Origin of the sequence: Chamaesiphon sp., from assembly GCF_041737865.1 — a bacterium.
Lineage (GTDB): Bacteria > Cyanobacteriota > Cyanobacteriia > Cyanobacteriales > Chamaesiphonaceae > Chamaesiphon.
This window is the reverse complement of sequence record NZ_JBGSQZ010000305.1, coordinates 1-21,877: the sequence shown is the minus strand read 5'-3', so window position 1 is coordinate 21,877 and position 21,877 is coordinate 1. Positions and strand designations below refer to the sequence as shown.

The 21,877-nt window shown below is 46.9% G+C and carries 15 protein-coding genes; 7 read left to right on the top strand and 8 right to left on the bottom strand.

The features are described 5' to 3' along the window. Positions 1–250: 250 nt before the first annotated feature. Positions 251–1,201, bottom strand: coding sequence for an S-layer homology domain-containing protein (locus ACEW9J_RS23705; RefSeq protein WP_373547533.1), 951 nt, complete (start codon positions 1,199–1,201; stop codon positions 251–253). Between the two features lie 160 nt (positions 1,202–1,361). Then, on the bottom strand, positions 1,362–1,991 hold the full coding sequence (gene tmk / locus ACEW9J_RS23700) for a dTMP kinase (RefSeq protein ID WP_373547534.1): 630 nt from the start codon (positions 1,989–1,991) through the stop codon (positions 1,362–1,364). A 105-nt stretch (positions 1,992–2,096) separates the two neighbouring features. Between tmk and ACEW9J_RS23695 the strand changes: the two genes are divergently transcribed. After that, positions 2,097–2,498, top strand: coding sequence for a hypothetical protein (locus ACEW9J_RS23695; RefSeq protein ID WP_373547532.1), 402 nt, complete (start codon positions 2,097–2,099; stop codon positions 2,496–2,498). Positions 2,499–2,680: 182 nt separating this feature from the next. After that, positions 2,681–3,118 carry a peroxiredoxin gene (locus ACEW9J_RS23690; protein WP_373547531.1) on the top strand — a complete coding sequence of 146 codons (438 nt, stop codon included), beginning with the start codon at positions 2,681–2,683 and terminating at the stop codon, positions 3,116–3,118. Between the two features lie 119 nt (positions 3,119–3,237). Here ACEW9J_RS23690 and ACEW9J_RS23685 read toward each other — a convergent pair whose 3' ends face one another. Then, positions 3,238–3,750: a hypothetical protein gene (locus ACEW9J_RS23685; protein WP_373547530.1), complete on the bottom strand. Its 513-nt coding sequence runs from the start codon at positions 3,748–3,750 to the stop codon at positions 3,238–3,240. A gap of 396 nt (positions 3,751–4,146) precedes the next feature. Here ACEW9J_RS23685 and glgP point away from each other — a divergent pair, with 396 nt between their 5' ends. Next, positions 4,147–6,705, top strand: coding sequence for an alpha-glucan family phosphorylase (gene glgP / locus ACEW9J_RS23680; protein ID WP_373547529.1), 2,559 nt, complete (start codon positions 4,147–4,149; stop codon positions 6,703–6,705). A 308-nt stretch (positions 6,706–7,013) separates the two neighbouring features. Then, positions 7,014–7,478: a hypothetical protein gene (locus tag ACEW9J_RS23675; RefSeq protein WP_373547528.1), complete on the top strand. Its 465-nt coding sequence runs from the start codon at positions 7,014–7,016 to the stop codon at positions 7,476–7,478. Positions 7,479–7,937: 459 nt separating this feature from the next. On the opposite strand, the gene ACEW9J_RS23670 is transcribed toward ACEW9J_RS23675, so the two are convergent. The 3 genes from ACEW9J_RS23670 to rpoB all read right to left on the bottom strand — a co-directional run bounded on the left by ACEW9J_RS23670 (position 7,938) and on the right by rpoB (position 17,501). Then, complete coding sequence (locus ACEW9J_RS23670) at positions 7,938–11,963, bottom strand: DNA-directed RNA polymerase subunit beta' (RefSeq protein ID WP_373547527.1); 4,026 nt, start codon at positions 11,961–11,963, stop codon at positions 7,938–7,940. A 139-nt stretch (positions 11,964–12,102) separates the two neighbouring features. Then, positions 12,103–13,977 carry a DNA-directed RNA polymerase subunit gamma gene (locus ACEW9J_RS23665; RefSeq protein WP_373547526.1) on the bottom strand — a complete coding sequence of 625 codons (1,875 nt, stop codon included), beginning with the start codon at positions 13,975–13,977 and terminating at the stop codon, positions 12,103–12,105. Between the two features lie 221 nt (positions 13,978–14,198). Continuing rightward, complete coding sequence (gene rpoB, locus ACEW9J_RS23660; protein ID WP_373547525.1) at positions 14,199–17,501, bottom strand: DNA-directed RNA polymerase subunit beta; 3,303 nt, start codon at positions 17,499–17,501, stop codon at positions 14,199–14,201. A 61-nt stretch (positions 17,502–17,562) separates the two neighbouring features. On the opposite strand from rpoB, the gene ACEW9J_RS23655 reads away from it, so the two are divergent. Next, positions 17,563–17,766 (top strand): hypothetical protein, encoded by a 204-nt coding sequence (locus ACEW9J_RS23655; protein ID WP_373547524.1) that lies wholly within the window; start codon positions 17,563–17,565, stop codon positions 17,764–17,766. A 32-nt stretch (positions 17,767–17,798) separates the two neighbouring features. Here ACEW9J_RS23655 and ACEW9J_RS23650 read toward each other — a convergent pair whose 3' ends face one another. Both ACEW9J_RS23650 and rpsT read right to left on the bottom strand, forming a co-directional pair. Beyond that, positions 17,799–18,593 carry a TatD family hydrolase gene (locus ACEW9J_RS23650; protein ID WP_373547523.1) on the bottom strand — a complete coding sequence of 265 codons (795 nt, stop codon included), beginning with the start codon at positions 18,591–18,593 and terminating at the stop codon, positions 17,799–17,801. A gap of 61 nt (positions 18,594–18,654) precedes the next feature. Continuing rightward, positions 18,655–18,942 carry a 30S ribosomal protein S20 gene (rpsT, locus tag ACEW9J_RS23645; protein ID WP_373547522.1) on the bottom strand — a complete coding sequence of 96 codons (288 nt, stop codon included), beginning with the start codon at positions 18,940–18,942 and terminating at the stop codon, positions 18,655–18,657. A 446-nt stretch (positions 18,943–19,388) separates the two neighbouring features. Between rpsT and ACEW9J_RS23640 the strand changes: the two genes are divergently transcribed. Both ACEW9J_RS23640 and ruvX read left to right on the top strand, forming a co-directional pair. Next, positions 19,389–20,327 carry a DUF5895 domain-containing protein gene (locus tag ACEW9J_RS23640; RefSeq protein ID WP_373547521.1) on the top strand — a complete coding sequence of 313 codons (939 nt, stop codon included), beginning with the start codon at positions 19,389–19,391 and terminating at the stop codon, positions 20,325–20,327. A 255-nt stretch (positions 20,328–20,582) separates the two neighbouring features. Beyond that, positions 20,583–20,996 carry a Holliday junction resolvase RuvX gene (ruvX, locus tag ACEW9J_RS23635; protein WP_373547520.1) on the top strand — a complete coding sequence of 138 codons (414 nt, stop codon included), beginning with the start codon at positions 20,583–20,585 and terminating at the stop codon, positions 20,994–20,996. Positions 20,997–21,877 lie beyond the last annotated feature (881 nt).

Here is a 21,877-nt window from a genome sequence, read left to right as displayed (position 1 = left end):
TCCCGTCAATTGGGCTATTTTCTTTACTTGGATTGTCACTTTAGTCCGTCGTGCTGGTATTCGGACTGTTCCTCAAGCTTTACGTTTGTGGGCTAACCAAGTTGATGATGTTTTTTCTTTCCTTGTATGAAACCACCCTGCAACCCCCTTACAAAAGGGGGGAGCCACACCAAACTATGCGGATTAAAAATAACTTTTCAAACCGCATCTTAGAGGGGGCAGTAGGAAAGATCGGTATTTACCCTACCCTCTAATTTTTAATTTTTCCTTGTTTAACCAACGCTTCATAGATCGTAGCTGCGGCATCCGCACGGGTAGCATTTTGAGCTGGCTTGAGCAGATCTGGCGTTTCATCTTTGATGACTAAGCCAGAATCTATTGCGGCTGCCATTTTATCTCGCGCATATTTTGGCATTTGGGCAGCGTCGGTATATTTGTTCAATGTCTGCTCGGTACTAATCGATGGTGGGAGTTCCAATCCTTTTGCCAAGGATATCTGCAATTGGTAGCGGGGAATCGATTGGTTAGGCGCAAATTTTGTTGGGGAATAGCCAGTCATAAACCCAAGCTGTACCGATTTATCGATCGCTTCTTTGCGGGGATAATCAGTTGGAATATCTTTGAAGGTAACTGGTGTAGCGGTAGCTGGTTTGTCGGCAAATGCTCGATCGAGCATTTTGGCATACTCGCCTCTAGTAATCTCTTTGCTCGGATCGAATTTACCACCACCAAAATCATCGAGAATGCCGCGTTTTTGCAATTCGGTGATGTAAGTTGTGCCCCAAAACTGTGCGGGGATATCGGTAAACGCTGGTGTTTTGGCAATAGGTACAGGGACGATTACTGGTGTAGTTACCGTTGGGGTAGTTTCGACTGGTACTTCTTCGGTTTTGACTGGGGGTACTGGAGTGACGATCGTTGTCGGTGCCGAGTTCTGTCGATCTCTAGCGATACTAGCGATCGTCCGTCGCTCCGAGCCAATCTTGGCATTCTCACCATCGATCGATCCGACTTGACGACGGTTATTATCGGTGCTCAGACTGGCAATGCCCTGCTGGATCAGCGGTTGGTACTGTTGACCGATTCCCCAGAAAAATACCGTGCCAATCCCTGCTAGCGCAACCCCGATCGCAATCAATTCATCCGCAGTCAGGCGGCGGCGACGGTTGGGATTGGGAGTAGGCGGAGGTGAATTAGTCATATTTTTTTACCTTCAATCTATTGAGTTAAGCTCAGTTAGCAATTTTATCTTTCAAAGGTCGATCGAAATACCAAAATTTGATGTGATTTTAGCTAGAATTATCGCATTATTTGTCTTTAGTTACCAAAATATTCGGTGTGCCCTAAGTGAGTATTACTGCCTAGAACCATTTTGTCTGGATTAATATTGACTGAATCTCCATCTGGATCGCTGCTTGAGTCCGATCGGCATCAATGCGGACGATCCGTGGGTAGACATTTGCTAACTCTTGATATCCCTGTCTAACGCGTTGATGAAATTCCAAAGCCGCCTGTTCCATTCGATCGGGTTTACCGCGCTCTAAAACCCGCTGTAAGCCGACGGTGACATCCAGATCGAGCCAGAGAGTAAGATCGCTGTGCAAGCCGCCTGTGGCTAATTGATTAACCTTGTCGATCTCAGCTCGATCGAATCCTCGTCCATAACCCTGATAGGCGATGGTTGAATCAGTAAATCGATCGCACAACACGATATTGCCTCGATCGAGCTGAGGCTTGATCACTGATTCTACATGTTGCGCCCGATCGGCACCGTATAGCAATAGTTCAGCACGATTACCCACACAACTATGCGGATCGTCGAGCAAAAGCTGACGAATTTGTCGTCCCAACTTTGTCCCGCCTGGTTCGCGGGTAATAATTACAGTTTTATCCTGGCTACACCAGCTTTGGAGCCAAGTTGCTGTCTGCTGAATCTGGGTAGTTTTACCAGATCCTTCAACCCCTTCAAACACGATAAATTTACCGCTCATTTCCTCACCAGTTGCATAAATACTCAATATAATTAGTCAGTTAGTCTGCTGATATGTCAAGATATCTTGAGATAACTCAACTTTAGTTTTTAAAAATCACCCACTATGTCCCGTTACATCTGCGATTTTCTAGTCAATCTTTCACCAGCACATGTTCGATCTCCGCTCAAAAAATTATTAGCAGATTGCGGCTTGGAAATAGTATACGATCTCGAAGATTATCTCATGGCACGAGAGATTCCAGGTCGAGTTTCATTTGCGAGGTTGGTAACAGTAGAAGTACTCATAGATGTTACAAGAGCCACTCAATCGGCTGTCAATCTGAGCTTTGTCATCAAAAATGAGGAATTGCCACTGAATTTTAATAATCACTGTCGTCAAGTCTTCGATCTCCTCCGCTTGACGATCGCCCACCACGATGATTGGCAACCGCTCGATCTACAATCGAATGTACCATTTGCTGGGAGCACCACCACAGCCGCCACATTCAGTGCCACAATGAATTAATTATCCTCATCAGAGTGGTAACTGCCGATTCAACCCATCAGCGACAGTAATTTCTTAAACCCCGATCGACACAGACAAATGTTTAAAAATGCAGTACTTCGCTACTGCCACCTTGAAAAACGATATCATTACGTTTACAGTTAATTGTGATATCGATCTTACATTTATAGGGAAATTACTTCATGGCTCTGGCTGTAGGCACAAAAGCTCCTGATTTTGACGTTAAAGATACCAATGGCAATACAGTAACTCTGGCTGGATTAGCTGGAAAGAAGGTTGTGATGTATTTCTATCCCAAAGATGATACTCCTGGCTGTACTAAACAAGCTTGCAGTTTCCGCGATAATTATGCCGTGTATCAAGATAAAGGCATTGTCATTTTAGGTGTGAGCAAAGATAACGAATCCGCTCACCAAGCTTTCACTGAAAAATTCGATCTACCTTTTCCCCTCTTAGCTGACACTAACGGCGCGATAGTTTCTGCTTATGATGTCGATGGTGGTGGCTATGCCAAACGTGTTACCTACGCGATCGATGAAACTGGTAAGATCGTTCACGTCGATGCCAGCGTCAAAACAGATACTCACGCCACCGATATCCTCAAAGCCTTGGGTTATTAAATTAATTGATAATTGATAATTGATAATTGGGTTTCTAGGATGGGGATGCGAGCGGATGCGTTCTGGGATGTGGGTACTGATAGATTGTCATCACTATCGGCAACGTTAGTAGTGGCAATCTATCTGTACTCATATTTAAGTACCAGTGCCTTGACAGTTTCTGGCACAATCGAATCAATGTCTGTCGAAATTTCGTGAGTGAATGGTTTGGATTTACCAGGCTCGATATTGATATTTACCGGAATGATCGCTTGTTTGATCGATACATCTCTAGAAATAAATTTGGCTACGACGTAATAAACATAGTGGGTGCGATCGCTACGATTATCGATCGATCCGGTAACAGTTAGTAGCGATTTATCCGAACTATTCCGAGTTACCGTAATATCTTGCAACCTTAAATCTTTGTTAACTTCGGAGTTATTGATGGTACCAGTGGAATTTTGAGCTAGAATTTGGGGACGTCGATCTGCTGATACTGCCACAGAGTTCCTGGCTGGCAATAGGTTGAAACCTTTGGCTGAGGACTGAGCATCTAGCAAAATCAAGGTAACGCCGATCGACACCATCGCCGTCAAGTATTTGGTGGCGTAGATCCAGTGTGTCTTGGTGAGAGATGTGTGTCTTAGCATGATGATTATTTTAATCTGTTTACTCTGGCGATCGAGGAAGTTTAGAACAGCTTAGGCATTTTGGCTGGAGTTCGTTCGCGAAGTGTGGGCTGTGCCCAATCGCGGGCAAATGTACTCATTTCTAACCAATCGAAGTCGCCAAATCCCTGAGAACTGTGCTCTCTTATATGTACCCATTTAGACAGCAGAAATTACGATCGTTCGCTAAAATTAGGATCGAGTAGGTAAGCAGGCACAGTTGGGTTCGATCGAGACTAACTGTCACGCTTACTCACACACCACTTTGCCAAGATCGATCGTCTAAACTTGTAAAGACATTGTGGATATAATTGTGCCGATCGACCGCGGTGGGTCACAATAAGAGATTGAGGAATTAATTGCCGAGGAAGTCTACTGATGCAACCGATACGTACATTCAACGTTTCTCCTTCCCTCCCAGCCTCCCTCGAACCATTGCGGCATCTTGCTTACAATCTGTATTGGGATTGGAATACGGAGATCAAAGATCTATTTAGAAGACTCGATCGAGATTTGTGGGAAACCACCCGTCACAATCCAGTCGCACTACTAGCTAGAGTCAGTCAGTCGCGATTGCAGGAAGTTGCAGCCGACGACGGGTTTTTAGCTCACATGGAACGGGCATTGGGAGAACTCAATGACTATCTCAAAGATCGCAGTTGGTACAAGCATCAACGTGCTAGCACTGTTGGGAAAGAATGCTTTGCCTATTTCTGCGCCGAATTCGGTTTGGTAGATTGTCTACCGATTTATTCTGGTGGCTTGGGCGTTTTGGCTGGAGATCACCTCAAGTCTGCTAGCGATCTGGGTTTACCGCTGGTTGCCGTCGGGCTGTTATACCAAAAAGGCTATTTTGCCCAGTACCTCAATGCCGAAGGCTGGCAACAGGAACGTTATCCAATTAACGATTTTCATAATATCCCCGTTCAACTAGAACGGAAAGCTGATGGCACCGAGCTACGGGTGGCAGTAGAGTACCCGGGACGGATGGTTTATGCCAGAGTTTGGCGCGTGCAGGTTGGTGTCGTACCACTGTACTTATTGGATACCAATATCGAGCCAAATAGCCCATACGACCAAGATATTACTGATGCCTTGTATGGTGGCGATCTAGATACGCGGATTCATCAGGAAATCATGCTAGGCATCGGTGGATTCCGCGCTCTGGAAGCATTGGGACACAAGCCGAGCGTCTATCACATGAATGAAGGGCACTCAGGCTTCCTGATCCTCGAACACATGCGGGTACTGATGCAGAAGGACAGACTATCTTTTGTTGAAGCCAAGCAAGTCGCTCAATCTACCCAGATTTTTACAACACACACGCCTGTGAGTGCGGGATTCGATCTGTTCCCCCCAGACAAGACGATGTACTATGTCGGACATTATGCCGATGTTTACGGGCTGGGTAAGGATGAATTCATGGGCTTGGGACGCGAAAATGCTGCGGATCTAAATTCTCCGTTTAGTATGGCAGCTCTGGCGATGAAAACTTCGAGCTTTGTCAATGGTGTGGCGAAGTTGCACGGGGTAGTCTCGCGGGAGATGTTCCAAAATATGTGGAAAGATGTCCCCATTGACGAAGTGCCGATTACTTCGATCACTAATGGCGTTCATGCCCGCAGTTGTGTGGCTAAATCCGTTCAGGAACTATACGATCGCTACTTAGGCCCAGAATGGTCGGAGAAGTCGATCGAAGACCCGATTTGGAATAAGATCGATGCGATTCCCGATGATGAACTCTGGCGCAATCACGAGCATAGTCGATCGGAAATGGTCGTTTACGTCCGCGATCGCATTGTCGGTCATCTCAAAGAACGTGGCGCGACACTCGCCGAAATCAACCACGCTCAAGAAGCACTCGATCCAGGCGTACTGACGATCGGCTTTGCGCGACGGTTTGCTACATACAAGCGGGCGACATTATTCCTCCGCAATCTCGATCGAATCAAACAGATCATGGTAGGGGATAAAGGACGTAAAGTTCAATTTGTCATCGCCGGAAAAGCTCACCCTAAAGATATCCCAGGCAAAGCCCTAATTCGCGATATCGTCCACTTCACCCGCTCCGAAGGGATGAACTCGGTAGTTTTTGTGCCTGACTACGATATTTATGTATCGCGAGTGATGGTAGCTGGTTGCGACATCTGGCTGAACACGCCCAGACGTCCCCATGAAGCCTCTGGCACCAGTGGGATGAAAGCGGCGATGAATGGCTTACCTAACTTGAGTATCCTCGATGGTTGGTGGGATGAAGCCGACTATGTGCGGACTGGTTGGCCGATCGGACATGGGGAACTATACTCTGATGAAGAGTATCAAGATGAAGTCGAGGCAAATGCTTTCTACGATCTGTTAGAACAGGAAATCGTCCCTCTATTTTACGATCGCGACAAAGAAGGCTTACCCCGTAAATGGATCGCGAAGATGAAAGATGCGATCCGGCTCAATTGTCCGACCTTTAATACCGCTCGGATGGTACGCGATTATGCCAATACTGGTTACTTCCCAGCTAGCGATCGCAACCGCGTTGTCACCAGTGATGACTATCAAGCAGGTAAAGATCTCGCCCACTGGAAAGAAAAGATGCTCAAACATTGGGGGCATCTCAAAATTCATACCGTCGATGTCTCTGCACCTGAGGATATCAACGTCAATCAATCGATCTCTGTCAAGAGTCTGATTAGCTTGGGCGACTTGGCACCTCAGGATGTCCAAGTTGAGTTATATAAAGGTGCCGTAGACACCAATGGCAAAATAACCAACGCAGACACCGCTGTGATGACCTACCAGGGTCAAGATAACGCTGGGCATAGTCTTTATACCAGTGAGATCGCTTACTCGGCTAGCGGCTTGCAAGGGCTATCTCTGCGAGTATTACCTCACAACGCCAACTTGAGCAATCCTTATGAATTGGGGTTGATTCAATGGGCTTAACATAGGAAATAGAGATTAGGGAATAGGGGTGAGGGAATAGATTTTAATTCCCTCACCCCTATTTTGTATATATATAGACCTATGCCAAATTACACTGGCGAACAGATCGATCGCCTGGATATAGTAGATAAGCAAGCATAACTCTAGTCGGAACTTTCGATAATCTACTAGCGTCGATATTGAGTAAGCAGGTAAACATTAAAACCTGATGCTTAACATCGACAACATTGATTTGGAAACGCTTTTCTCCGTTAGAAACTGCACCAAAGAGTCCGTTGAGCTAATCTACTTAAAACGAGAAAATCCAAATGAAAAAAATTATTGTTGCATTAGTAATCGCTTGCTCCTCAGCTATGGCTCTGGGAATGAGTGCCCCAGCTAGAGCACAATTGGGTCAAAATAGTATCGGGCCATCGCTCGCGATCGGTGGCGGACAGACATCGGTTGGAATTGATTCTAAGTTTGGTGTCAGTGATAATCTTTCACTCCGCCCATTTATCTACTTTCCCAGTGGTGGTACCTACTTCGGCAGTGGTCTGACTTATGATTTTAATCTCACCAATACTGGTAATAAAGTCCAAATTACTCCCTTCATTGGTGGTTTAGTATCGATTGGTACTGGTGGTATCAATAATTCAACTACGGTTGGATTCCTGGGTGGAGCTGATTTTGATGTCACTGATACCATTCAGTTGAGAGCAGCTTTGAATGTACCGATCAGTAGCAATAATTCATCCACTACTGTCAATATCGGTGCTGGTTTCAGATTCTAATGCTAAGTATAGCAATCCTATTTGAGTTTCTGCTAGTAACGTTAACTCGTCGGATTGCTTGGCTTGATTGACACTGAGCGTCTTGCACTGTTGGCGTTGGCGTTGGCTGTGCCTACCGTAGGCACAGCCTCGCCTTTGGAGGTACGAAGTCGTTGGCGTAGCCTCACCTTTGGCGATAGTATGCCTGACCCGATCGTCTAGGATCGCTATAGATTAAGTACTTAGACAGAATTAATTGCACGCTCAATATTTTCAAATTCTTTATGAGAAAGGCATCTAGGCAAAATTCTGTGCAATTAATTATGTCAACCTACTTATTTAAACCGGATTTGGGATCGATAAACTCCGGTTGAAATCGGTGCTTAACGAGTAAATAAAAAGCCTTCTCTGAGTTAGAGAAGGCTTTTCAATAGCAGAGTTACCAAGACGTTAATAACTCTGCTTTGTAGTTAGCAATGATTATTCAAAATCATCATCATCTTGACTGTCACTGGGTGGTGTCCAATCGAAATCATCTTCCTCTTCAGTGCTGGCAGCTTTGACAGTATCGCCATAGAGTCCGGCAAATTCATCTTCCTCTTCTGGACTTGAAGGTTTGATGATGGACAAACCACTGAGAGTTTGATCGTCTAGATCGTAGCTTCTGGCGGTACGATCGTCGAGAATCATATCCTCATCAGTCCCGATCGTGCCACCTTCATAGGTGCCATACAGGTTTGGAGAGCCGTAATCACTATCCATTGGGCTGGAGAAGTTTGAGTCCTCATAGGCGTTAAAGCCTGTACCAGCAGGGATCAGACGACCGATAATCACGTTTTCTTTCAAGCCTCGCAGCCAGTCAGATTTACCTTCGATCGCTGCTTCAGTTAGTACTCGTGTAGTTTCTTGGAAACTCGCAGCCGAGATGAAACTGTCGGTGTTCAACGATGCCTTGGTAATTCCGAGCAGCATCGGCGTATATTCCGCTGGAGCCGCACCAGTAATCGACATGGCTTCATTTACCTGTTCGACTTGGCGGAGTTCTTGGAGTTCGCCTGGGAGCATCGTGGTGTCACCACCATCGTCGATGCGGACTTTGGAAGTCATCTGACGGACGATCACTTCGATGTGTTTATCAGCAATTTCCACCCCTTGGGATTGGTATACCGATTGCACTTGATTGACTAGGAATGCTTGCGCTTTTTGGAGCGCGAGTAGAGCTGCTTCAAATACCCCATTTTCCTCGCGGAAGTAGTTGAAGTAGACTTCCAGAATCTCGTGCGGGTTGAGCTGTCCATCGGTGAGCAGGTGTCCCGCTTTGACTTCGTTCCCATCCGATACTAGCAAGTTTTGACCAGGGCCGAGGAAGTATTCTTCGACTGCACCACTAGCATCGATCACTTTGATTTCGGTTGGTTCGTTATCGTCGTTGTAGACGACAGATGCGGTACCATCGCGACGGTTGAGGATACATGGTTCCTTGGGTTTACGCGCTTCGAGGAGTTCTTCGATCCGTGGTAAACCTTGGATGATGTCTCCGGTTTTCGATCGCTCGTAGACCAGTAACACCAAGTTATCACCCCGTTGGACGAGATCTTCGGTATCGATATGGAGGATTGCACCAGGTGATACCCGATATGGACGAGCGATGCGGAGTACGACTTGAGAGTCGGTGACTGCAACAACTTGACCGGATTCGGGGCTATTGATGCCTTCAGCGAGTGGAGTACCAGAAACTACCAATTTACCGACTTTGACGGTTGGGGCGGTACCGTTGGTATCAATGCTGACGCGATCGATATCCCGAACGACCAGTACCCGCCGGACGGATTCAGCACCTTGACGAATCCCGCGCACTTCACCATGATTTTTACAGCGAATCTCTGTCCGAGCAACTACAGCACCAGGGGCGATCTTCTCGCCATCGGTAACTAGGGCTTCAGTATAAGTGCTACCACCGAGGTTATCTCCGGCGGTATCGCGACGGATTGTTAGCGATTCGAGGATCGCCAGTTGGAGCCGGAGTTCGCCCGATTCTTCATCTTTCACCAGCTCGATATCAGCGGCGAGTTGAGGAGTGCTAGTAGAGTCCATTTCCAACACCAGTTGGGTGCGGAGGAGTTCGACACCATCGACGGATTTGACGCGTTCTCCATCTTTGTAGGGTACGCGCTGAACGGCACGAAGTTCGATCGTGACGGACTTATTACCTTCAATCAGTGCCCCTTCGCCAGCTTGATTGACAGCAGCTTGGGAGGGTAAATTCGGCTCATCAGGAACTTGATACTCGATCGTCGGACGGATCAGTAACGCTGAACCTTCGGGGGTTTCGACGTATTCTAAGTACCGCAATTCGGTAACTGGTTCGAGTTCGGGGACGGGTTTTTGACCTGGATAGCAGAGGGTACCAGTAACTGACTGTCCGGCTTCAGGATCGTCTAACAGATGCAGTTCGCCAGGTTTGATCGTGATCTCCCGTAGAATGTCATTTTTCTGAACGACTTCGATAATCCCGCCAATCCCGCAGAAGATATCGCGAATTACTTCGGTACCTGCTTCGACAAATTGCCCATCTTCAACATTGAGCAGGGAGATGTCTTTGTTGACTTCATGGGATTCTTCGGGTATCCAGATGATTGTGCCGCCTTGAACGACCTCATAGCCCTGTTTGGCTTTACCTTTTTTCTGGACATCTAGACCAGCAAATTTGATAATTCCCCCAGTCCGAGTCCGGTAGCGATCGTCGATCAATTCGGCAACGGCGGTACTATTTTGCACCTTAGTCCCAGGTGGGGTGAGGAGTTGGAAGCGTTGATTGTCATCGGTGACGATCGCGTACTGCTCGCGTCCAGATTCGATATCAACTTCGACTTTGGCTCGATCTAGTGATACAGAAGCGGTAATGATCTCAATTTCCCGTTCGCCGCGCAGTCTGACGACCCCACCACTGACGGAAATTAGCCGCGTTTCTGCGAGTACGCCATGTTCGGCGATCTGGTCGCCGTTTTTGACCAATGGTTCGGCACCAGGTGGTAAGTTATATACTTCACCTGAGAGTACCCAAATCAAACCACCCCGTTGAGCGATCCGCGTCATGTTACCTTGACGATCGGTTTTTTCTTCAGGGACGATATCGGCGAATAGAACTTCTCCAGCTAAATCCGCTGCTACGTCTTTGGTAGCTTTTTCTGTCGATCGACCACCTTTACTGAGGGCGATTTCGGCTAGAAGATCGCCAGCTTTGACTTCTGCACCATCAGGTACGAGCAGGAGCGATCCAGGGGTAAGATTAAAGACTTTCTTCTTGCCTTTACCCTTGGGTTCGAGAATTAGATCGCCGTTGACTTCCACCTGTTCGCGATCTTCCCCGTGCTTGGTACGGACAGCACGAACGCGGAGATTGGAGAATTTGACGGTACCATCGTGAGGCGCACGAATTTGTTGTTCGACTTCCCCAGTAAATACCCCACCCGTGTGGAATGTCCGCATGGTGAGCTGAGTTCCTGGTTCGCCGATCGATTGAGCGGCGATAATCCCCACGGCTTCACCCAGATCTACCAGATGTCCGTGAGCCAGACTCCAACCATAGCAAAGCTGACACACAGAGCGGGCGGCTTCACAAGTCAGTGCCGATCGAGCAAAGACAGATTTCACATCAGCTTTGGTAATTGCGGCGATCGTGTCCTCATCCAGTTGTTGGTTACGAGTCGCGATTAATGCCTTGGTTTCGGGGTGGAAAACATCCGCTGCTAATACCCGCCCGTGCATCCGACTGGCGAGGGAAATTAGGACGCGATCTCCATCTTTCATCGCTTCGACGTTCAAACCACGGGTAGTTCCGCAGTCATGTTCGCGGACGATTACATCCTGGGAAACGTCTACCAGACGACGAGTGAGGTATCCAGAGTCAGCAGTCCGTAGGGCTGTATCTACTAGTCCTTTCCGCGCCCCATAGGAGGAAATAATATACTCGGTAACAGTTAAGCCTTCCTTAAAGTTGGTCTTAATTGGTAAATCGATGATTTCCCCTTGAGGGTTTGCCATCAATCCCCGCATCCCTACGAGCTGACGCACCTGAGACAGGTTTCCCCGCGCCCCAGAGAATGCCATCATGTAGACGGAGTTGAGTGGATAATTTTCTCTGAAGTTATTTACTACTTCATCTTTGAGGCTTTCGGAAGTGATGTTCCAAGTATCGATTACTTTCTGGAAGCGTTCTACTTCGGTAATCTCGCCACGGGTATATTTAGCTTCCGTTTCGTCGATCGTATTTTCGGCAGCTTCGAGCATTTCCCGCTTCATGGGCGGGATTTTCAGGTCGTCGATACTGATCGATACGCCTGCTCTAGTCGCAAACCGGAAACCCAATTCTTTGAGTTTGTCCGCCATCTGCGCTGTGCGGGCGGTGCCATAATGCCGGAACGACCATGTAATCAGTTTTTTCAACTGACCTTTGTCAACCATCCGGTTGTTAAAGGCGATCGGCTTTCTCTCTTTTTCGCTCATGATCTAGGGGTTGGGGAGTAGGTGTTAGGCTTTAGGTGTTAGATCTGTAGGTTGGGTAGAACGAATGTGAAACCCAACATCTACACAAGAGATTGGTGAGGTTGTTGGGTTTCGCTCTGCTCTACCCAACCTACAGCTCCTAAACTGAGAGGACTTCCTGAATGGTCTTGTTATAAATAATCCGACCTGGAGTGGTGTAGATATATTGAGAGAGCAATTCGCCTGTGCTGGTTTCGCGAACGCGGCGGTATTTATAGAGTCGGGTAATTGTCCCGTCGCCAGTATCGATCGTTTCTAGCGGTTCGGTTTCGGCATCATCGGATTCCATCAAGCCGTCATATCTGACCCAGATAAAGCTATGGATATTCAGTTCCGATCGATCGTATGCACGGACGGCATCCTCTAAGTTCGCAAAATATCGATCGGTTTCGGCTAGTGCGGGATTCCGCGCGGTGAGATAGTAACAACCCAATACCATATCCTGGGATGGTGCGACAATCGGCGAACCTGTGGCTGGGGAGAGAATGTTATTACTCGCCAACATCAGCAATCTTGCTTCTGCTTGGGACTCCAAGGAGAGGGGAACGTGAACCGCCATTTGATCTCCATCAAAGTCGGCGTTAAATGCCGGACAAACGAGGGGATGGAGTTGAATTGCGCGACCTTCGACGATAATCGGCTCAAAGGCTTGAATCCCCAAACGGTGCAAGGTTGGTGCCCGATTCAGCATGACTGGGTGTCCAGCGATGACTTCTTCGAGGACATCCCACACAGTCGGATCGCCCCGTTGAATTAGTTTCTTGGCTGCCTTAATATTATTGACGAGGTTGTTTTTGATCAACCGATGGATCACAAAAGGTTGGAATAACTCGATCGCCATTTCTCGCGGCAATCCACACTGATGGATCTTCAGTTTTGGCCCAACGACAATCACCGAACGTCCAGAATAATCGACCCGTTTACCGAGCAAGTTCTGACGGAACCGTCCCTGTTTACCTTCAATAATATCTGACAGAGATTTGAGGGCGCGGTTATTGGCTCCAACTACCGTTCGTCCGCGTCGTCCGTTATCGATTAAGGCATCTACAGCTTCTTGCAACATCCGTTTTTCGTTACGGACGATGATTTCTGGTGCCAGAATTTCTTGCAAGCGTGCTAACCGATTATTCCGGTTGATCACCCGCCGATAGAGATCGTTCAAGTCAGATGTCGCAAATCGACCACCATCTAATTGCACCATTGGGCGCAAGTCGGGGGGGATAACTGGAACATAGCTGAGGATCATCCATTCAGGACGGCTGCCAGTTGCGATGAAGTTATCGATCACCCGCAGGCGTTTGATTAATTTGGCGCGTTTTTGCCCCTTAGACTCGCTAATCTGTTCGCGGAGCTTTTCAGCCTCATCTTCCAATTGGAGGTCTTCTAGGAGTCGCTGGACGGCTTCGGCACCAATTCCGACTTCTACTCCCTCTAGTTGGGAATCTTCACTGTAGATCCGCTCTTCGATTTCTAACCACTGTTCTTCAGTCAGGAGTTGCTTATAACCGAGCGTATCATCATTACCAGCGGCTAAAACTACATAGGAGTTGAAGTAAACAATTTGCTCGACATCGCGTAGCGGCATATCCAGCAGAATGCTCAGATAGCTAGGGATACCTTTGAGATACCAAACGTGAGCCACTGGCGCAGCTAGTTTGATAAAGCCCATCCGGTGACGACGAACGCGGGATTCAGTTACTTCTACCCCACACCGTTCGCAGACGATGCCGCGATGGCGCACCCGCTTGTATTTTCCACAATGGCATTCCCAATCCTTGGCTGGGCCAAAAATCCGTTCGCAGAACAAGCCATCCATTTCTGGCTTCAATGTCCGGTAGTTGATGGTTTCCGGTTTGGTAACTTCCCCAACTAGTTGTCCGTTGGGTAGGTTCCGTGAACCCCACTCGCGAATTCGATCGGGTGAAGCAATCCCAATCTTAACGTAATCAAACTTGGTTTCTAGCTTTTGACGCATAATTAGGCTTTAGGCTTTAGGGATTAGGCTTTGGGGATTAGGCTTTAGGCTTTAGGGATTAAGGATTAGGGATTAGGGATTAGGGATTAGGGATTAGGCTTGAGTAGGATTTAGATATTGGGCTTTAAGTATGTAGAAACTAATCTATACCTAAAGCCTAAAGCCTAAAGCCTAACCCTTAATCTATACTTAAAGCCTAAAGCCTAATACCTAACACCTTCCTATCCTTCTTCGCTATCGTCTCCACGTGCAAAGGACTCGTAAGTGGGGCGCGATGGGGCGCGACGAGTGTTGACATCTGCCATCAGATCGACTTCGACATCGCGACTATCGCCATCTGGTGTCTGTTCGACTTTATGCACGGCGATATCTAAACCGAGCGATTGCAACTCGCGCATCAGTACTTTGAAGGATTCAGGAGTACCAGGGCTGGGGATAGATTTACCTTTAACGATCGCATTGAGCGCATCATTCCGTCCCTGCATATCGTCGGATTTGACAGTCAGCAACTCTTGGAGAGTATAGGCTGCACCAAAGGCTTCCAGTGCCCAAACTTCCATTTCCCCGAACCGTTGACCACCTTGTTGGGCTTTACCACCGAGCGGTTGTTGGGTAACGAGCGAGTATGGCCCAGTCGAACGAGCGTGGATCTTGTCATCGACAAGGTGGACTAGTTTGAGCATGTATGCTTTACCGACTGTTACGGGTCGATCGAATGCTTCGCCTGTCCGTCCATCGTAAACTGTGGTTTTCCCTGGCTCGTCTTTATCGAAGATCCACGGCTTACTTTGCGCTTTCGCCGCAGCTTTTAATTTACCGTGAACTGTCGTCCGAGAGGCTTCAGGAGCATACATTTCATCGAAAGGCGTTACCTTAAACCGCATTCCCAAATTGTGTCCCGCCCAACCGAGCAGACATTCAAATACCTGTCCGACATTCATCCGCGACGGTACACCCAAGGGATTGAGCACGATATCGACGGCGGTACCATCGGGTAGATAAGGCATATCTTCCACTGGCATAATCTTGGAGACAATCCCCTTATTACCGTGTCGTCCCGCCATTTTATCCCCGACTTGGATTTTCCGTTTCTGGGCAACATAGATCCGCACGACCATGTTTGCGCCAGGTGGCAATTCATCGCCTTGTTCGCGGGTAAATACCCGCACATCGACAACGCGACCTTTTTCACCATTAGGTACCCGCAGCGAGTTATCGCGCACATCTCGCGCCTTCTCTCCAAAAATCGCGCGGAGGAGTTTTTCCTCTGGAGGTTGATCGGATTCACCTTTTGGAGTCACTTTCCCGACGAGAATATCGCCAGAAGTTACCCATGCACCTTTCCGAATAATCCCAGTTTCGTCAAGATTCCGTAAGGATTCTTCACTCACGTTAGGAATTTCGCGAGTAATCTCTTCAGGGCCTAATTTAGTTTGACGCGCTTCAATTTCAAACTTCTCAATGTGGATACTGGTGTAGTAATCCTGAGAAACTAATTTCTCACTAATTAGGATCGCATCCTCGTAGTTATACCCTTCCCAAGGCATATAAGCAACGAGAATATTCTGACCTAGAGCCAGTTCTCCGCCTTCTGTCGCCGAACCATCAGCGAGGACTTGACCTGCAACTACTCGATCGCCAATCTTAACTAGAGGACGTTGGTTTAAGCAAGTATCCTGATTCGATCGGTGATATTTTTGGAGCAGGTAAGTCTGAACGCGACCATTATCGCCCTTGACCTTGATTGATTCTGCTTCGATAAAGGAGACCACACCATCGATTTTGGATACGACGACCATCCCTGAATCTCGTGCCGCTTGGACTTCTAGTCCCGTACCGACGAGGGGACGCTCGGGGCGGAGTAATGGTACTGCTTGACGCTGCATGTTAGAACCCATTAGGGCGCGGTTAGCATCATCGTGTTCGAGGAACGGAATCAGCGATGTAGCGACCGAAATAATCTGCACGGGCGAAATCGCCACATAATCCACCTGATCCGGTGTCGTAGTGGTAAATTCGTGCCGATAGCGAACTGGAATAGTCGAACCGAGAATATAACCATTCTCATCGGTGGTAATGTCTCCAGGTGCAACCCGCAGATCGTCTTCTTGATCTGCTGTCATATATTCAGCTTCTAGCTCGCGTTTTACCCGTCCATTTTCGACAGGTAAGAATGGAGTTTCGATAAACCCATATTGATTGACACGGGCGTGAGTCGCCAGCGAACCGATCAATCCAGCATTTGGGCCTTCAGGTGTTTCGATCGGACAAATCCGCCCGTAGTGGGAGGTGTGGATATCTCGCACGGCAAAACCCGCGCGCTCTCTGGTCAAACCACCAGGGCCTAATGCTGAAAGTCGGCGTTTGTGAGTCAATTCCGCTAGGGGATTGGTTTGATCCATAAACTGAGACAGTTGGGAGGAACCAAAAAATTCCTTCACTGCGGCGACTAATGGTTTGGGATTGACTAAACTTGCGGGAGTCAAGCTACTAGTCTCCGAAACAGTCATCCGTTCGCGGATAATCCGTTCTAAACGGTTTAAGCCGACGCGAATTTGGTTCTGGAGCAATTCACCCACCGAACGCACGCGACGATTACCTAAGTGGTCGATATCGTCGGTACTACCGATATCAAATTCGAGATTGATCAAATAGTCGATCGCACACAAGATATCCTGAGGGGTCAGTACCCGCACAGTATCAGGCGTAGTCAACCGCAATTTACGGTTTAATTTATACCGCCCAACTTTACCCAAATCGTACCGCTTGGGGTCAAAGAAACGTGAGTCAAGCAATTGCTGACCACCGCTGACAGTAGGCGGCTCACCTGGACGTAGCTTTTTATACAGCTCCATCAGTGCTTCCTCTTCAGTGAGGTTGCCTTCTTTATCGATCGTTTTTTGGTAAAACTCAGGGTGACGTAACGAATCAAAAATCTCGTTATCAGTTAGCCCTAGAGCTTTTAATAATACCTGTGCAGAGAGCTTCCGAGTCTTATCGATCCGTACCCAGACGATATCATTTTTATCAGTCTCGAACTTCAACCATGCGCCACGGTTGGGAATCAGGGAAGCACTATAGGTTCTCCGACCATTTTTGTCTAGTTCGGACTTATAGTATACTCCTGGCGATCGCACGATCTGATTGACGATTACGCGCTCGGCACCATTGATAATAAAGGTACCGCGATCGGTCATCAATGGTAAGTCACCAATAAAGACATCTTGCTCGATTATTTTGCCTTTATCTTCCTTATTGATTAACTGCGTTGGTACATACATTTGTACTGCATAGCTAGCATCACGACGCTTGGCTTCATCCACGTCATATTTAGGACGTTTGAGCTTATAGTTTTTGGCAAGGAACCGCAATTCCAGTTTGCCAGTATAGTCAGTAATTGGTGAAAAGCTATCTAATTCTTCGATCAAGCCTTCTTCTAAAAACCACCGGAAGCTAGAACGTTGAATCTCTACCAAATCTGGCAGCATGTAAGTGGATGCTGTCGTCGTAATCTGACTAGTCATAATATTCTCCAAACACGTTCTCAACGATTATTCAGTTATTTCAGTCATGTAGCGGCTATGGTTGACACTGGAAGATGTCAGTACGCTGCAAGTTCGCCCAAATGCTAAAATTATTAAATGGATACATGTTCAAACTTTCCCCCTGCGAGTTGTAACTTCTTTGCGCCGCTCTTGCGTCTTGTCTGGAAAAAAGATCGACCTGCGAGTATGGGGTGGAGAGCATTTTCGTGGTGAAAATAAATTGAGTGTTGATGATGTAGTGTAATTAAATGAGGAAGATTAAATATAATTGAATAATTAGCCAATTGGAGCCAATACTGGTAATCTAAATAATTGTCGGGCATTTGCTGTGGTGCGATCGGCTAGTGTATCGAGACTTTCGCCGCGCAACTGAGCTAGATAACTTGCAACGTAACTAACGAACGCAGGTTCGTTCCGCTTACCACGTTTGGGCACAGGTGCTAGAAATGGACAATCAGTTTCGATTAACAATCTTTCGATTGGCACAATTTTAGCTGAAGCTTGAATTTGAGCGGCATTTTTAAATGTTACCACCCCACTGAAACTAATATAAAACCCCAAGTCCAGAAACCATTGGGTTTCTGCTGGAGTTCCCGCCCAACAGTGCATCACGCCCCGAACTTGTCCGAATTCTTGCCAGAATTCTTGACAAACTTGGTGCATCATGGTGGCAGCATCGCGACAGTGAATAATTACTGGTAAGTCTAAGTCGATCGCAATCTGTAACTGCGATCGAAAGACTTCGATCTGCCACTGGTGGTTATCGGCTTTAAAAAAGTCTAAACCCATTTCACCGATCGCAACTACCCGCTTGTCACTACTGGCTAACTCACGAATCTGGCGATCCAAATCCGCTTGCCATAAGCCTGCATCTAGGGGATGTAAGCCAACAGAGAAGAATAATTCGGGAAATCTATCGGCTAATGCTTGTGTTTTCGTAAACTCTGCTGGCGTGACACAAGAGTGTACGAGTTGCACCACTCCATTCGTCCGCCATCGATCGCGTACCGCCTCTAAATCCGCCTCGAAGGCATCAAAGTTGATATGAACGTGAGTATCAATTAGCTGCATTTAGCACAGATTAACTGGTTTCGTTGGCGTATTCACTGGAGCATAGACATCGAACTGTAGCTTAGGCAGCTTTAACTGCTGTCGCCTTGGCAAGACGAGCCTTTTTATTAGCACCATTATTACGGTGCAGTACGCCCTTTTGGACAGCTTTATCGATCTTTTGATATGCTTGGGACATACACTTTGTTACCTCAGCCGATGTTTCGTCTGTGGGTGTAGCCGTATGCTTTTCGACGGCTATGAAGTATTTCTTCATGAGCGTCCGTACCGCAGACTTATGAGATTTGTTGCGTAGCCGATTCCGCTCGGCGATATCGACACGTTTGATTGCAGACTTAATATTTGCCACAGTTAGCCCTGGGAAAACTTACGTTTAAAAAATTTGACATGATGCCAGACATATAAGCATAGCACAACCACCTGAAAATTAACAAGGTGTTCGCGGTGACTTTCGTTGATGGTTGAGAGTATCAATTCCTAATAATTACTCAAATGTCGCGGGAACGCTCGGAAACATTGGTGCTTTAGCTCTCGCTGCTAATAGTCGTATGTTAGCACACGCTCTTAATGTTTGAGGAAAGAACCTTGACGATTATTTAGGTATTTTGTACTATTACTCTCAAAACATGGTATGCTTGTATTAACAAAGGTTGAATGAAAAGACGACATCGATCGCTTCAATTCAAAAGCCTTAAACCCGCTCATCACAAGCGTTAGTTCCCAATATTAGGGTAACTAATCGCTCGGCGTGGCAGTTAGACACTACAGAATTTAGCCTACACACAGAGCAGATCTATGACTTACTCTAAAACCAGAGCCACCAAAGACAATACTGCTGAATACTTGCACAATCCAGACCAAAATGCTGTCGTCTCTACACTAGAGCAAGGCGATTCTAGCGTACCAGTAATACTCCAAAACTTGCCCCAGCAGCCACGACGCGATCGATTTGCCGCGCCTGAATACGTCAATCCGAATGCTCGTCTACCCCGCATCCAAGCTCTGCGCGGCGAAAATGGTGCGAGTGAGTGCGGCTACTTCATCACCGAAGCTGAGATGGCAAAGGCTGGCTGGGGACAGGTGGATGAGAGTGAAATGATTATTTATGAATATAATAGTGGTGGGAAAGAACGGGGATTATTAATTCAATCACCTCGGATGTTGGTGGTACCTCGATCGCCTTTATTTGCATTTGACAGACAGATTTCTCGTCAGGAAGAACGATTGGTTGTTGCCGGACAATATAGTAAACAACTTTATAGCGATCGCGAGAAATTTGGTACGGCACAATGCTATGAAGTACTGCTGCTAGATGCAGACAATCAACCATTACATGAAATTGGTTTGGCTTATGTAGCTAAAGGTGCAAACCAGGCAAGTTTTAGCTCTCACTGGCAACAACTAGTTAGTCAGGTAACTAAATGCCATGCGATCGCCAATTCCATTCCAGTACGAGCTAAAGACGCGCGATTTAATAGTCTCTGCGTGTTCCAATTCACCGTCAAGCGCGAACTCGCGGGTGCAGGGGCTAAATCACCTGCATGTAAAGTTCACAGCCATGTAGAGCCAACAGAAGCAAATTGGGAACAGTTTTTCTTGGGGCGGCAAGATGATATCGCTGACAGGTTCCTCAACCTATTAGCTCCTACTACCGAACTAACTTTACCACAGGCAAATATTTTGACTTTAATCGAACAGTCAGATGATGGAATTCATCCAGATCTAGCTGCATAATTTACCAGATCTAGCTGCATAATTTAGGACATATCAGATCCCCGACTTCTTGGAGAAGTCGGGGATCTAGCCTCATCGATCGGGTGCTGGTGCGTTACGGCTTGCGCCTAACACACCCTACATGAACTATTTAATTACGTCCAGTTAATTACCTAATAATATATAGTTGTAGAGGTGTTATTAATGACATCTCTTTTTTTGCGATCGCCTCTCACCTAAAGCTCGAATAATCCTCGCACCCTATCCAAAACAAATATGAGAGTTGCAGCATTAGGATTGGATGTCGGTAGTAAGCGAATCGGGGTAGCTGGTTGCGACGGTTTGGGGATGATGGCTACAGGGATTACGACGATTTGGCGCAGTTCGTTTCAAAATGATATGGAGCAGTTAGCCGAGATTATTAACGATCGACAGGTAGAAATACTGGTAATTGGTTTACCGTATACAATGGACGGCAATATCGGCTCTCAAGCAAAACAAGTGCAGAAGTTTGCGCGGAGAGTGGCGACAGTGATAGAGTTGCCGATCGAGTATGTAGATGAACGTTTGACTTCTTATGCTGCCGAGCAGATGATGATCGAGGCGAAGATCTCAGTATGTCGGAATAAAGCGACGATCGATCGAATTGCTGCTGCGGTGATTTTGCAACAGTGGCTTGACGCAAGATGAGATCGACGGATTGAGCGATGAGCTAGATATGCTCACATCTTGCACTAGTTTGAAAATACTAGTGTTAATCGTAGATCTAGGGTACCCTCAGCTCTACGCTTTTACTAGTCTCGATCTATTGGTGCAAGATGTGAGTATGTCAACACTAATTTGTTAAGTATCAAATCGAGTGTCAATAGTAGTTTTCTAAGTATGTTTGGGTAATCTATCCATAGGAGATATTACCGTAACTAGAGAAAATGTCTAAGTATCCATCAAAACCGTCTTTTATCCTAGGGTTGGGGCTATCGACTCCAACGGTACTAGTTGCCAATGTAGCTCGATCGCAGTCTAAAAGTAGTGCAGAAGATCGCCTGCCAACTGAGTCAACTGCCTGATTGCCTGACACATCTTTAATTGAGAGGGAAAAGTCAGGTTTTACAAGTGATAGTAACGATTCGCTCGAACCAGATTGAATCGGTAGTATCTAGTTGAGCCTTATTTGAAGCAAAACAAGGCTCTGGATCTTTAGAAAAGAGAGGAATAGGAACAAGTAATGTTCGTCCTTTATTAATTACACCACGAAGGTATTGCAAACCAATTTTAAGATAGCTTAACCCACGTCGCCAATGAGGATCGACGGTAGTGCGTAAGCCAGTAATCTGAACAGTCATGCCAGTGGTTGTAGCGTAGAGGAGGGCAACAGCAGCAATCAGGTATAGACGTTTGAGAGCCTCAGTATGGCGAAGGCGAGAATCTTCTAAGGGACTTCCAAGAAATAAATAGTTCCGAGAGAGTAAGATAGACTAAGAATATATACCGAAAGGAGATCTGAGCAATGTTGGAACTAACAGGGGGACTCAAAGCATTATTGAAAGAGACAGCAGAACGGCTCAAAGGTC